The organism is Sorangium sp. So ce204, from assembly GCF_051526795.1.
In the GTDB taxonomy this organism is placed as follows: domain Bacteria; phylum Myxococcota_A; class Polyangia; order Polyangiales; family Polyangiaceae; genus Sorangium; species Sorangium cellulosum_B.
The window spans coordinates 10,098,011-10,112,152 of the sequence record NZ_CP150317.1; the positions used below are offsets into that span (position 1 = coordinate 10,098,011).

Here is a 14,142-nt window from a genome sequence, read left to right on the forward strand (position 1 = left end):
GGCCGAGGCGAACAGGGCGCTCGACCCCACCCCACCCGGTCCAGCAGAAGCGACGGAGGCGCCGCTAGGCGCTGCAGCGGGAGAGCGCGTGACGGAGAGCGCTCTGGAGCAGCCCGAAGGTCAGGAACGCCCCCTCCGCGCCGCCGATCTCGGTCATGGTCCGCGCGATCGCCGGCGAGATCCCGGAGACGAGGCACCGGCTGCCGAGGAGGCTCGCCGCGCGCACCACGGCGAGCAGGTGCGACACGGTCGCGGCGTCCACCGCGCTGACGCCGGTCAGGTCAAGGATCGCGAAGCGCGCGTGTGTCCGGACGATCTCGGGGAGCAGCCGCTCCATGATCTGCGCCGCCCTCGCGGTGTCCACGGTGCCGATGACCGGCAGCACGAGCACGCCCTCCCACGCCTGGATGATCGGCGTGGACATCGCGAGCATCGTCTCCTGCTGCTGCCGCAGCAGCGCCTCGGCGCGCTTGCGCTCGGCGTTCTCCTCGGCGAGCTGGCGGTTCTTCCGCTGGAGCTCCTCGGCGTCGCTCTCCCGGCGCTGGAGCGCCTCCCGGAGCTCCGCTTCCAGCCGCCTGGACGCGGTGATGTCCCTGACCGTCACCGCGACGCCATCGTCGAGCGGGACGATCTGGTATTGCAGCCACAGGCTCTCGCCCCCGGGCAGCACGCTCTCCGTCTCCTCGAGGAGCCGCTCGCGCGTCCGAAAAACGCGCTCGTATTTCTCGAAGAGCCCGGAATCGCGGACCGTGGGAAAGACCTCGACCAGCCGCCGGCCGATGATCTCCTCGCGCGGCCTCGACGTCACCTGGCTCACCAGCAGGTTGGCCTCGGTGAACACGAAATCAACGGTCTCGCCCGGCTCGCCGAACGTGCGACGAAGCACGCTGAACCCGTCGAGGCTCCCGTCGATCGCCGCCCGGTACCGCGACTCGGCCGCGACCAGCGCCTCCTCGGCGCGCCTGCGCTCGGTGATGTTGCGCGCGACGAAATAGACGAGCTCAGCGTCCGGGTAGATCGCCGAGTTCCACTCGATCCACAGATACGAGCCGTCACGGCATCGATATCGATTCACGAACGTCGCGGTGAAGTCGCCGGACAGCAGCTTCGCCGACGCGGCCACGGTGGGCTCGCGATCGTCGGGATGAACGAAGTCGAGGAAGGGCGTGGCCATGAGCTCTTCGCGCGAGAAGCCGAGCGTCTGCTCCCACGCCCGGCCGATGCGCTTGAAGTAACCGTCGAATCCGGCGATTCCCACCATGTCGACAGAGAGCTCTAAGAAGCGGTCGAGGTCGTCCACCCGAGAGGCTTCAGGCATGATGAAGAGCATGCCTATCACCTCCGCCGCGGGCCGTCGACCCCCCTCGGCCAGGCGCCCCGCAGCGCGCCGCGCGATGGACGCAAGGCACACCACATCAGACCACGAGGTCGTGGTGAGTGCGCGGCTGTCGCGTCCGCGGCTGTCGCGCCGGCGTCGTGAGCGCGACGCCAGCCCACCGAGCTCGGGGTTGATATCGCGTCACCGCCGCGGCGGCAGGGATCGCGGCGGTGATACCGCCGATGTGCCGGGCAGGCGAGCCGCTCAGCGGCTCGCGAGCATCGCTGCTCCTGGACGAGCAGCGCTGTTGCCCTGGTGTCGCACCACGACCAGCGTGGCCCTCCTGGCGCTGCGCGCCGGCCGCCGTCGGGCAGGCGCGCCGCCGGCCAGCGCCGGCACAGGCCGTGCCTGCTTCCGCGCCATTGCGCGGCGCTCCCGGGCTCGAGTGCTGCATTGCACGCTGTCCCTCATCATGCCGGCGCCCCTCGTCGCCTCACCGCTCCGCCGTGGCGGGCGGCGGCCGCGTTCGTCGGGAGGAGCTCACGCCGAGGTGGGAAGACCGCCTTGTTCACCACGGACCCGAGGCGGCGCTTGTCGCGGCGGGCGTCCTGCACCTCGACCTTGCAGAGTCCCTCGGGCAACGCCGCGCCGGGAGCGTCCTCGCTCATCGCTGCGGCCGCATCGCCAGGATGTGATCATTGCGGCAGCGTGCCCGATCGGCGTTCGGAGCGGCGTGGCGCAGCAAGATGTCCACGTCGCGGGTGAGCCATCCCGGATCATGCGCCCGGAACCCCGTGGCGGATCGACTTGCTTGACCCCACTCCTGGGCGTTGGCGGCGCTGGATGGCGTGTCGAGGCGAGCGCCGGTCATTCACAAGTCCAGGCGCCCGCGCGCACGATCATGCCCGTGGCGCAAGCCCATCGCTCCGCCGTGACGGCCTCGATGACGCAGGACATTGCTCTCGCGTCGATGTCAGGATCCTGTATCCCGACGGCGCAGCCCATCTCATCGAACTTGGCCGCTAACCCAGCGCCGCACGGAAAGTTCGTGGCGATGACGCAATCCTCGCCGATCTCCAGCAGGCGCTCCGTCGCAACGTCTTCGGAGGTGCCTCCAGCTTCGCAGAACACCGGGCGCTCTGCGCAGGGCGTGAGGCCCTCGAGCGGGATGGGATCGAACTCTCCCTCCGAAGCGATGATCCTACCGAAGTCCGGGTCCCGGGCGTCATCCCAGCCTCCAGTGCCGCTCGAGACGTCCGGAACACCCGCGCCGCCGGCGCTGACGCCTCCCTCGGGGTGGCTCGCTTCACAGCCGAGACAGCTCGCGACGGAAGCTACAAGCAATCGATGTGTCCATTGCATGGACCGAGCATAGAGAGCTTCCATGCGGAGCACAACGCGACCCGCCGCGTAGCGTCCCCCCGCCCCCACCCCAACCCAGGTTGGGGCGACCCGAACCCGACTACTTCCGGATTTTCATGACCGTACCGCCACTGTAATTCGTCCAGTACACGCTCGTGCTGTCAACGGCGATGCCGCGTGGTCCACTTTGCCCCCTAGCGATAGCTGTGGGAGTACCGCCGTCCACTGGAACTTTCATGACCGTACCATCGCCGGAGTTTGTCCAGTAGACATCGCTGGAGTCGACGGCAATGTCATGCGGCTCAGCCTGATTTGTGGCGAGGGCAGTGGGAGTGCCTCCAGTAATCGGCACCTTCATTACTGAGCCCAAAGATGTGCCCCGTTCACCGCTGTTCGCCCAGTAAACGCTGGCAGAGTCTACGGTGACGTTAATCGGATAATTCTGCCCGACGGCGAGTGGAAAAAGGGCGCTCCCGTCTTTGAAGCTTCTCATTACCATCCCCGTTCCCGGATCGGTGTCCCTGCGAATCGTCCAGTAGACAAAAGTGGAGTCGACGGCCATGCCGTATATATCGAAGCCACTGTAAATGACATTCATATCGGAGGGGATTCCGCCTATTAGAATTGATCCCACGCGAAATGGCGTCGTGTAATATGCGGTTGAGGAGTGAACGGCCACTCGTATCGACCCAGGCTCGTCGAGGTTGTCAAGAGATGCGGGGAGGCCACCGGCCTTTGGGACCATTGTCACTGCGGTCGCGTAACGCGCAGCCCAGTAAACGTTGATGGAATCGACGGCAATGCCCGTCGGGATGTGCAGCATATCGGCGAGGACGACGGCGGGGCCCTCGAGCAAGCTAGCCCTCATTACCGTGCCGTCCGCGCCGGTTCCCTCGGTGGTCCAAAAAACATGGGTGGAGTCGACGGCTATGTACGCTGGCTTACTCTGGTCAGTTGCAATCGTAATTGGTGCGCAGAGCGAGTCTACGCACGGTTGACCTAGACAGTTGCTCCCGCAGTGGCCGCAATTTTGTTCATCGTACGCCAGGTTAGTACAAGTGCCGGAGCAGTCTGTCAGGCCATCCGGACAGGCAGGCACGTCGACTCCGCCGGCCCCGGACTCCGCAGCACCGGCACTGCCGGATGTTTGACTGCCGGACGCCGCGCCTCCACCTTCCCCGGACCCCGCAGCGCCGGCGCTGCCGGATGTTTGACTGCCGGACGCTACGCCTCCACCTTCCCCAGGCGTTGCAGCGCTTCCCCCTTCTGCTCTTTGGTATCTGTCCCAATCTGCGCCGATGAACGACTCGCAGCCGGAGCCAACGGTGCAGAGCATAAGCTTCCAAGCCAGGGACGACATTCTTCGAGCGCTCGGCATGTGACACCTCCAGTCGGTTGCAATGTGTTGTCTTGTTGCTGCTTTGTCTCGAGTCATTATGTGCGCCCTAAATGCTAAAGTTGCGATGCGGACAGTCAGAAGAGCCGAGTTCGTGCGTCACTGGGAGCGCCCGCAGTTTGTGCCGCGGCGCCGCCGCCCGTACCGGCCGCCCGGTGGCCTGGAGCGCGCGCCAGGCGCCGGTCCACGGGGCCTCACGGCGGAGCGCCTCGCACGCAGCGCGGTAGCGGCGCTCGCGCTCCTCGACGTCCCTCAGCCAAGGTCCGGCGACGCACCGGACCAGGTAGCACGGGGCGCCGAGGGCATCGAGAGTGCCGCCCCAGGTGTCGCCGAGAGCAGCGATCCACCTGTAGTCGCTCCTGAGAGAGCGGCTGAGCGGGGCGCGTGCGCGGGGATTGGACCGTACCCAGGCAGCTGCCGTAGAGTACATTTTGTCGCGACGGCCCTTCATAAGGAGAGGCAACGATAGCACAGCGACTCTCCACGGGAAACCGCCGCGGAGGGGGAGGTGTACTCCGCGGTAGAGCACTGTTGACGCTCAGGCTGGCTTGTGGTCCGCCGAGCAGGCTCACTGATGGCCATCGCGGACGTGCTCAGTTGCATGCAGGACTCCTGACGGCCATCGCTCGAGCGCGAGCCGCAGGCCGCCTCGCGATGGCCACCATCGTTCGTGGCCACCGGCGCCGACGAGGTGTTCCTCCGCCGGCGCCGAGGGGCGGCCATCGTCTCGGTCAGCGTCAGCTGCCGTCCGTCCCAGGTCGCCGACGATGCGCGCCATCACGTCACGCTCGACGAGTTTCTTCTTCCGTCGTGCCGCCGCGCGCAGCGCGGCGGTGGCCATGCGGTCTATCTCGCGCAGGCGTGATGGCCTCGATGACGCAGGACGCCGCTCTCGCGTCGATGTCAGGATCCTGTGTCCCGACGGCGCAGCCCATCTCATCGAACTTGACCGCGATCCCAGCGCCGCACGGAAAGTTCGTGGCGATGACGCAATCCTCGCCGATCTCCAGCAGGCGCTCCGCCGCAACGTCTTCGGAGGTGCCTCCAGCTTCGCGGAACACCGGGCGCTCTGCGCAGGGCGTGAGGCCCTCGGTCGGATGGAGAGGAAGAGTTGAACGCAAAGACGCAAAGACGCCAAAAGACAAGAGAGAATATTTTCTCCATCGTTCCCTTGGAGCGCGGGCGCTGCAATCTCCTCCTGGCGTTTTCACGAGCTTTTCTCTCTTCTCTTTGCGCCTTTGCGCCTTTGCGCCTTTGCGTTTAAGTCTTCTTCTCTTGGCGTCTGTGCGGCTCGCAGTTCGTCCCCACACCAGGCGGCAGCCGGATGCGCGCCGCTCGCCATCCCGCTCCGGCTTGGGGCTACGCTTCCTCCGCGCTTTCCCGTTACGATGACCAGCGCGATCGCTTCGGCAGATCGCCGGGGGGCATGGGACGTCTGCATGCGGCCCCGCGCAGGGCTCCCGGGGGCGAGGGCCACCGCGGCGAGGAGGTCTTGGATGTCGTCGCACGAACAGGTAGAGCCGGCCGATACGCCGGCAGAAGAGGGCGCAGCAAGGGCGGGGGCCGAGCTTGCGCGCCGCAGGCGCGGCCTGCGCTTCCGGCTCGCGCTCGGGGCGCTCGCGCTCGCCGCCAGCGTGACCGCGCTCGTCCTGACCCACGAGACGAAGCCCGAGAAGACCAGCGCCATCGGCGCGCGGCTCGAGCTGTCCTCGGGGGAGGTGACGCTCGCGGCGAGCGGTCAGGGCGAAAGGAAGTCGACGGTGGTGTCCGGGATCCCGGTCCCGGTCGGGGCGAAGCTCGCGACCGGAAAGGGCGCGCGGGCGCTCGTCCGGCTCGCCGACGGCTCGGCGGTGTTCCTCCGCGCAGACTCGGAGATCGCGCTCCGCGCCGAGGGGCTCTCGATCACCCAGGGCGAGGTCTGGCTCGACGCGCCGCCCGAAGGGCGCAGCGGGCTCTCGCACGCGCTCGGGGACGTCAACGTCTCGGCGGCCGACGCCGGCCTGTCGATGAGGCGCTCGGGCGACGCCGTGAGCGTGTACGTGGCGCGCGGGCTCGCCGTCGTCGCGGCCCCCGGCGGGCGCGTCGAGGTGCACGCAGGGGAGCAGGCGACGGTCGCCGGCAGCGGCGCGCCCAAGGTCGCGCCGCTCGCCTACTGGGAGGACTGGACCGGCGGCATGGGCGACCACCGGCCGCTCGCAGGCGAAGGCAGCGGATCGGGCCGGATCTACGGCGTCGACCTGCAGGGCGCCCCCGGGACGCAGGCGCGCACGCTCGAGATCAGCCGGCAGGCCGTGCGGGCCGTCCTGCGCGACGGCATCGCCGAGACCGAGGTCGACCAGACCTTCTCGAACCCGGGCGGACGACAGGTCGAGGGCTGGTACTGGTTCACCGTGCCCGAGCGGGCGATCGTGAGCTCGTTCGCCGTGGAAACCAACGGCGTGCTCGTCGAGGGCGAGGTCATCGAGCGGAAGGAAGCGGCGCAGCGGTACCAGACCGCCGTGCAGACCGGCCACGAGCCGGCCCTGCTCGAGTGGGTCGACGGACACAGCTACCGCGCCCGCATCTTCCCCGTGCCCGCCAGCGGCTCCCGGCGCGTCGTGCTGCGCTACGTGGAGATGCTCAGCGCGCCATCTGGTAAGCTTGCTTACGTTTATCCGATGCGCGCGAGCGATCCCGTGCAGATCGGCGAGTTCTCCCTGTCCGTGGATCTCGGCCAGGCCGGCCAGGGGCTGCAGATCGCGACGCTGGCCGACGCGGTGGTCGAGGACGGCGGGCGGCGGGTGAGCATGCGGCGGAGCGGCTACGAGCCGCGCGCGGACTTCCAGCTCGAGGCCTCCGTCAAGGTGAAGCCGTCGCCGCTGCGGGTGTCGCGCTTCGCTGCGGGCGAGGACCGCGCGGACTACGTGATGGCCAGGTACGTGCCCGACGTGGACTGGGCCGAGCTCAAGGAGCTGCCCGCCGACCTGGTCGTCGTGGTGGACACGTCGGCGTCGGCCGACGAGTCGGCGCGGCAGCAGAAGGCGGCGGCCGCCGAGGCGATCCTGCGGGCGATGTCGCCGTCGGACCACTTCGCGCTGATCGCACTCGACTCGGCGCCGGCGGTCCTGCACCCGAAGGACGGGCTGGCCGAGGCGTCGGACAAGGAGATCTCCGCCGCGCTCACGCGGCTGGCCGAGCACGCGACCGGGGGCGCGACCGACCTCGGCGCGCTGTTCGAGTCGGCGCTCGGGCGGGTGCACGGCAAGGAGCAGCCGGCGGTCATCTACATCGGCGACGGGCTCGCGACGAGCGGCGAGGTGACGGGCGCGCGCCTCGCGGAGCGGCTCCGGCGCTCGCTCACGGGCTCGCGCGCGCGCTTCTTCACCGTGGGCGTCGGCGAGAACTCGAACCACGCGCTGCTCCGCGAGCTCGCGCGCGCCGGGGGAGGACAGGCGTTCCGGATCGACGAGGCCGAGGGCTCGACGTCCGAGGTGCTGCGCCTCGCCGGCGCCATCAAGACGCCGACCATCACCGATCTCGCGATCGACCTCGGCGCGGGGCTCGACGAGCCGATGCTCACCGCGAGCGGCAAGGTGTCGCGCGGCGAGGAGGTGGTGCTGCTCGCGCGCACGCACCACGCGCTGCCCACGAAGGCGATCGTGAAGGGGCGGCTCGCGGGGAAGGAGTACACCCGCGAGCACCCCATCGAGCTCGATCGGGGCGTCGGCGCGGCGCTGGTGCCGCGCTTCTGGGCGGCCGAGAAGGTGCGGCGGCTGCTCGCGGACGGCGACGACATCGAGGCGCACCGGGGCAAGGTGGTCGAGCTCGGGCTCGACTACGGGCTGATCACGCCGTTCACGAGCACGCTGGCGCTCGAGAGCGAGCAGGCCTACGTGAACCAGGGGATCCGGCGGCGGCGCTCGCCGCTCCGGGGCGAGCGGCTGACGGCGCTCACGCCCCAGCGAGAGCGCGAGCTCGCGGCGCTGCTCGCGCCGCCCTCCGCGGCCGTCGCCGCCGGGTGCTCGAGGAGCGAGCCGAGCGCGAGCTACGAGGAGAGCCCGGCGAAGGAAGGCGGCCACGGCGCGAGGGCGCAGGCCGCGGCGCCAGCGCCAGCGATGGCGCCGGCGATCGCCGAGCAGGGCAACGAGCGGGACCAGAGCCCCAAGGGAGATGTCGCCTCGCCCGGCGCCACGCTGGCGGCCCCGCCCCCCGCGCCCGAGGCGGCGCGCCCGGCCGAGGAGGCGAAGCAAGAGCCCCTGCGGCAGAAGCTGGAGGCCGCGGCGAACCGGCCGGTCGCCCCCCGCCCGCCGGCTGCGCCCATGAGCGCGCCGGCGGCCGGCGAGCCGTCCGAGCTCGCAACGATCGGCGCGACCGGCCTCAAGCGCGCGGCGGGCGGCGGCGGTGCGATCACGCCGCCCGACGCCTTCCTGCGCCTGGACAAGGCCCGCAAGGCAGCGCCGGCGGCGGTGCGCCCCGCCTCACGGACCTCCCCGCCGCCGAGGCGCCCGCAGGTCGCGATGGCGCCGTGCAGCGACACAGCGCGGCGGCCGCTCGCCGAGCGCATCGTCGTCTGGTCGAAGCGCCTCGCCCGCGCCACGACGGCGGAGCAGCTCATCGCGCGCTACGAGGGCGCGCTCACGACCTGCGAGCTGCCGGACTGGCGATCGAGGGCCGCGCTCCTCTCGCTCCTCCAGGCGAAGGTGTCCACCGAGGGCGGCGCCGAGGCGCTGCTCGCCCGGTTCGAAGGCGAGCCCGAGGCGCAGCGGTTCATCGCGCACGCGCTCCTCAGGCGGAGCGTGGACCCGGCGATCTCCGCGGCGGTGCGGCGCACGCTGTTCGGGGGCGTCGATCCCAGGGTGAGCTGGGCGCTCCTCGACGAGCGGCTCGCGGCGCTCCCGGCGGTGGAGCAGCGGCTCGCGCTGGTGCGGCAGGCGCTCACCGACCGGCCCGACGATCCGGAGGGGGAGATCCGGCGGGTGCGCCTGCTCGCGGAGGCGGGCCGGAAGGACGAGGCGCTCGCCTACGGGCGGCGGCTGCGCGACCGCGGCTTCATGAGCCCGGCGCTCGCGCTCGATCTCGGCGACGTGCTCGCGTCGAGCGGCTTCGAGGCGGACGCGCTGCGCACGTACTCGGAGGTCGTCGAGTTCGATCCGACGAGCCCCGCGTCGCGCGCGATGCTCGGCGACGTCTACCTCCGGCACGGCTGGTACGCGGCGGCGTACCGCCAGTACACGACGCTCACGGACCTCGCGCCGGCCGAGCCCCAGGGCTGGCTGCGGCTCGCCGCGGCGGCCGCGGGCAGCGGGCGCGTCGACGAGGCGCTCCGCATCCAGCGCAAGGTCGCCGCCGCGGAGGGCACGCCGGGGCCCGACGATCCGCGCGCGTGGGCGCGGCTCCTGTCGGCGGCGCGCATCGGCCGGCTGCTCGCCGGGGGCGGCGGCGCGGCCCCCGCGGCCGGCGCCGAGGCCGAGAGCCTCGCCCGCAAGCTGAAGGAGCTCCAGCTCTTCAGCGGCCCCGGGGCGCTGCGCGTCGTGCTCTGGGAGGACTACGCCGCGGAGCTCGCCCTCGCGGCGCGGGACGGCCAGGTGGACGCGGCGCTCGGCGACGGCACCTTCGCGCCGGCGGTCGGGCTCGCGGCGGTGCAGCTGCCCGCCCCGGAGCTCGCGCGCCTCGAGTGGCGCGTCCGGTTCCGCAGCGATCCGCCGGGGAGGGACGTGCGCTTCGTGGTGACGACGATCGTGTGGGACGGGGCGTCGTTCCAGGTGACGAGCGCGCCGGGGTCGATCGGCGCGAAGGACCGGGAGGTCGCGCTGGCGAGCGGCGCGCTGCCATGATCGACGTCTCGCTGCTCGGCTGGCTCCTCGTCACGCTGACGTCGCCGCTGTCGCTCGTCCTGCTGCTCGTGGCGCTCGGCTCGGTGGCCTACCTCGGCGTGACGGCGCTCGAGGCCGCGCCGCGCCAGCGCGGCGCGCGCGCGGTCGGCACGGGCGCGGCGGCCTGCGCGCTCGCGGCCGGGATGGTCGGGCTGCGCGTGGGCGCGGGCGCGGGCGCGGCCGTCCCGACGGCCGCCGTGGGGATCGCCGCCGCGGCCGCGCTCGGGGCGACCGCGGCGTGCGCGTGGACCTTCGGCGCGCGCGCCGCGGCCGCGCTCGGGGCGGCGCGGGCCCGCCGGAGCGCCGCGGCGCTGCGGGCGGGCGACGAGCGGCGCCGGCTGCTCGCGGCGAGCCAGCGCGCGTACGCCGAGGGAGACGACCTCGCCGCCGAGACGGCGGCGGCCGACGACGCCGTCGCGCGGCTGCGCGCCGCGGTGGGCGCGCTGGCCGGCGCGCGCGCCGCGCTCGAGGCGAAGCGCGCCGGCGCGCGGGACGCGCCGCGGTCGGAGCGGCGACCGGAGGCGAGCGCGCTCGCCGACGACCTCGCGCGCGCGTGCGACGAGGCCGCGCTGAAGCTGTCGATGGGCCAGCGGGTGCTCGCCGCCGCGGAGGCCGCGGCGCTGCGGATCGCGTGCAACGCGCCGCTCCGGCGGCTGCTGCGGCGGCGGCCGCGCGAGGCGGCGCAGGCGCTCGCGACCCTGGGCGCGGGCGCGCTCGCGCCGGCGGCGGCGTCGATCGAGGCGTTCCTCGGCGAGGTGCGGGCGGCGCGCGCCGAGGTCGTGGAGATCGCGGAGCGGCGCGCGCCGGGCGCGGCCGATGAAGACGGTGCGCCCGGCGAAGACGGCGCCACCGGTCCAGAAAGAGCGGAGGGCCCGGCGGCGCTCGCGTTGCGCGAGCTCGCCGCGATGGAGTCGGCCTACGGCGCGCTGCTCGAGCGGCTGCGCCTGGCGGAGCTCCACGCTTCGGCGCGCGCCTCTGTCGAGCAGGTCGAGAGCGCCGCGGGCGCGCTCTCCGCGACGGCGAGGGCGGCGGCGATCGACCCGGCGGCGATCGGCGCGCTCGTGACGGAGATAGCGCGCGCCGAGTCGGCCGTCGCCGCCGCCGCGCCGGAGGCCGGGGGCTCGCGCGCGCTCGCCGAGGCGCTCGCCGCCGGCTCGGTGGCGCTCGATCGGAGCGACGCGACGTCGCTGGCGGAGCTCATCGCAGCGCTGCGCGAGCTCCGCTGAGGCGATGAGCGACGACCGCCCCTGAAAATCGAACGGAAAACGATGCCTGGCCGTACGGGGTGCCCTTGGCGCGCGGCGCCCTGGGAGCCTCCCCGAGCGAGGTCGGTTGAGCTAGGCTTTGCGTGTGGTTCAGGCCCTCCCTGCCGGTTATCTCTTCGACCCTGCCGATCCGCGCGCGCCGACGAGCGAGCAGTGGGCGCGGATGACCCCGTCCGAGCGCGCGCGCGTCGTCGACATGCTCCCCGCCGAGGTCCCGCTGGAGCTCATGCCTCCCGAGGGAGACGCGCACCGCAAGGCGAAGCGCGACGCGCTCGACGCCCTGGACGGCTTCTTCCGCCGCACCGCCCGCAAGATCTACCTCTCTTCCGAGCTCGCCGTCTTCTACCCCGGCGAGCCGCGGTTCGCGCCCGACCTGCTCGCCGTGGTCGACGTCGAGCCCCACGAGCGCATGCGGTGGGTGGTCGACCACGAGGGCAAGGGGCTCGATCTCGTGATCGAGGTCCACGTCGCCGGCAGCCGCACGAAGGATCACAAGCTCAACGTCGACCGCTACGCCCGGCTCGGCATCCACGAGTACTTCCTCTTCGATCGCGCCCGCCTGCGCCTGCACGCCTACAGGCTGCCCGCGGCCCAGGAGAGCGATCCCTCACGCCCGCGCGCCTACCAGCGCATCGTGCCTCAGGCTGGCCGGTTCGCCTCCGAGGTGCTCGGCCTCGATCTGCTGCTCGACGGCCCTCGCCTCCGCTTCTTCGCGGGCAACGCCCCTCTCGAGGACGCGGACGAGATGATCGCCCGCCTCGGCGGGATGCTCGATCAGGTCATCTCCCACCAGGAGGACGCGCAGCGCATCACCGAGGAGCTGGCCGCGGAGCTCGACAGGGAGCGGCGCCTGCGCGAGGAGGAGCAGCACCTGCGCGAGGAGGAGCAGCGCCTGCGCGAGGAGACAGAGAAGGAGCTGGCGCAGGCGCGCGCGGAGATCGAGCGGCTCAGGTCCCGCTGAGCGCCTGGCCGGCGAGGGGAATGGCCGCCTGAGCCCTCCTCGCCGGCCCCGCCGCTCATCACCCCTTCAGCTTCGCCGCCAGGAACCGCCGCGCCTTCTCCCACGCGTCCGCCGCGGCCTTCGTGTTGTACCGCTCTCCCGACGGGTTCGCGAAGGCGTGGTCGGCGTCGTACCGGAGCACCTCGTGCTCGATGCCCGCGTCGTGGAGCGCCTTGTCGAAGTCGTTGACGACCTCGGGCGGGATGCCCTTGTCCTGGTTGCCGAAGATGCCGAGCACGGGCGCCTTGATCGCCTTGAGCTGCGCGGGGTCGGTGACGAGCCGGCCGTAGTAGATCACGGCCGCGTCGAGCTCGGGCTCGTTCAGCGCGAGCTTGAGCGACCACGCGCCGCCGAAGCACCACCCGATCGAGGCCGTGCGCGGCGCGAGGACGCGCGCGTCCGTCGTGAGGAAGCGGTGCGCCGCGCGCACGACCTCGATCCCCTTCGCCTCGTCGACCGCCTTCATCGCCGCCATCGCGTCGTCCGGCGTGGTCGCGACCTTGCCGCCGTAGAGATCCACGGCGAGCGCCGCGTACCCGTCCTCCGCGAGGCGATCGGTCCAGTGCTTGATGTGCTCGTTCAGGCCCCACCACTCGTGGATGACGACGACGCCCGCGATCGGCGGCTTCGCGTCCCGCGGCAGGCTCAGGTACGCCTTCGTGCCAGCCACCTCGACCGTCTGTCCTCGCGCGGGCGGGGCCTTGTCCGCCCTGAGCTGGTGGAGGGCCTTGAAGTCCTCCTCCGAGAGCAGCCCTGTCGGGCCGACCTCACCGGGCGCGCCGGGCGACGCCGGCGCCGCGGCCGCGGGCGGCGGCTCGACGCGGGGCGCGGGAGACGAGGCAGAGCAGGCGGTCGCGACGAGCAGCGCCAGCGGCGCAGCCACGCGGAAGCGGCGTAGGTGGGACAGGAGCGTCATGGCGCGCACCCTACCAGCTCGGAGCGGCGCGCCGGAAGCCTCGCCGCGAGGCGTCGCGCCCGCCTACGTCGCGACGCGCAGGCCCAGCTGGCTCGACGCGACCCCCCGCCGGACGGCGGCCACCAGCGTATCCGGGGCGAACGGCTTGGCGACGAACGCATTGGCGCCGAGCCGGAACGCCCGCTCCCGCTCGCGGGGCGAGGACATCGACGAGACGATGACGACCGCGACGTCGCGATGGTGCCGGCTCTGCCGGATGAAACGGATGAGCTCCAGGCCGTCGATGTCCGGCAGGTGGATGTCGAGGATCACCGCGTCGTAGGCGCCCCCGTGCATCCGCCGGAGCGCCTCGAACCCGCTCGCCGTCTCGGCGACCTCGACCGCCGGCCCGAGCTCTGGCGCCCCCTCGAGCGCCGCGCGCATGTAGGTCCGCATCGCGGCGGAGTCGTCGATGAGGAGGATGCGGGTCATGCAGGGGGTCCGGATCGAGCTCTCGAGGGGGCGCCTAGTACACCACAAACGGCAAAATCAGAAGTGTTTGTCGGTCTTCCGACAGGAGAGCGCGTCCCCGGCGGCGCCCCCGAGCCCTCCAGGCCCGGCTGCGCGCTGGTCAGGTGCCCCGGGGCGGCCTCCAAGGACCGGCCTGGCCCCTCCTCGAGCCCGTGCCGTGATCACATCGGCGCGTTCCGGGAATTCGTCTGAGTCACCCAGGAAACCTTGTGCGCACCGCGCGCACTGTATTTCTTCATCAGGGCTGCTTCGACGAGAGCCCTGGTTCTGCGACGGCAGCGCCAGACGGGGCGAGAAAGAGACGATTTGCGGTACGTCGCTCCGCTACCGCGCACCTCGGCGCGTCGCCCGGTTCTTACTTAGGAGGGCCAAGCCCGTATGTCCTTGAAGCACTGTCTCACCGTGAACAGCGGGTGGGGCAGCCTGTCCTCGGGCAGCTTCGGTACCCGTGCTCCCCGACCCCTCCTCGGCGCGCTCATCCCGCCGCTCGTCATGGTGGCGTGCCAGTCCGAGACCGGGGACG

At 71.8% G+C, this 14,142-nt stretch carries 10 protein-coding genes; 4 read left to right on the forward strand and 6 right to left on the reverse strand.

All coding sequences use genetic code 11. The annotated features are described in order from the left end of the window. Positions 1–64: 64 nt before the first annotated feature. From WMF22_RS37920 to WMF22_RS37935, 4 genes are all read right to left on the reverse strand, one after another. Entirely contained in the window at positions 65–1,318 is a 1,254-nt protein-coding gene (locus tag WMF22_RS37920) for a PAS domain S-box protein (RefSeq protein ID WP_437294824.1), read from the reverse strand. A gap of 470 nt (positions 1,319–1,788) precedes the next feature. Next, positions 1,789–1,986, reverse strand: coding sequence for a hypothetical protein (locus WMF22_RS37925; protein WP_437294825.1), 198 nt, complete (start codon positions 1,984–1,986; stop codon positions 1,789–1,791). A 199-nt stretch (positions 1,987–2,185) separates the two neighbouring features. After that, entirely contained in the window at positions 2,186–2,449 is a 264-nt protein-coding gene (locus WMF22_RS37930) for a hypothetical protein (protein WP_437294826.1), read from the reverse strand. A 331-nt stretch (positions 2,450–2,780) separates the two neighbouring features. Then, a complete protein-coding gene (locus tag WMF22_RS37935) occupies positions 2,781–3,536 on the reverse strand; it encodes a hypothetical protein (protein ID WP_438032920.1) in 756 nt (251 codons plus the stop codon). 1,210 nt (positions 3,537–4,746) lie between these two features. Between WMF22_RS37935 and WMF22_RS37940 the strand changes: the two genes are divergently transcribed. From WMF22_RS37940 to WMF22_RS37955, 4 genes are all read left to right on the forward strand, one after another. Next, positions 4,747–4,941, forward strand: coding sequence for a hypothetical protein (locus WMF22_RS37940; protein ID WP_437294828.1), 195 nt, complete (start codon positions 4,747–4,749; stop codon positions 4,939–4,941). Positions 4,942–5,572: 631 nt separating this feature from the next. Continuing rightward, positions 5,573–9,889 carry a VIT domain-containing protein gene (locus WMF22_RS37945; RefSeq protein ID WP_438032921.1) on the forward strand — a complete coding sequence of 1,439 codons (4,317 nt, stop codon included), beginning with the start codon at positions 5,573–5,575 and terminating at the stop codon, positions 9,887–9,889. Beyond that, positions 9,886–11,154: a hypothetical protein gene (locus WMF22_RS37950; protein ID WP_437294830.1), complete on the forward strand. Its 1,269-nt coding sequence runs from the start codon at positions 9,886–9,888 to the stop codon at positions 11,152–11,154. Before WMF22_RS37945 ends, WMF22_RS37950 begins: the two co-directional genes overlap by 4 nt. Positions 11,155–11,278: 124 nt before the next feature. After that, a complete protein-coding gene (locus WMF22_RS37955; RefSeq protein WP_437294831.1) occupies positions 11,279–12,154 on the forward strand; it encodes a Uma2 family endonuclease in 876 nt (291 codons plus the stop codon). A gap of 58 nt (positions 12,155–12,212) precedes the next feature. Here the strand turns inward: WMF22_RS37955 and WMF22_RS37960 are convergent, their stop codons facing one another. Both WMF22_RS37960 and WMF22_RS37965 read right to left on the reverse strand, forming a co-directional pair. Further along, complete coding sequence (locus WMF22_RS37960) at positions 12,213–13,109, reverse strand: dienelactone hydrolase family protein (RefSeq protein WP_438032922.1); 897 nt, start codon at positions 13,107–13,109, stop codon at positions 12,213–12,215. A gap of 63 nt (positions 13,110–13,172) precedes the next feature. Further along, positions 13,173–13,580 (reverse strand): response regulator, encoded by a 408-nt coding sequence (locus WMF22_RS37965; RefSeq protein WP_437294833.1) that lies wholly within the window; start codon positions 13,578–13,580, stop codon positions 13,173–13,175. Positions 13,581–14,142: the final 562 nt, after the last annotated feature.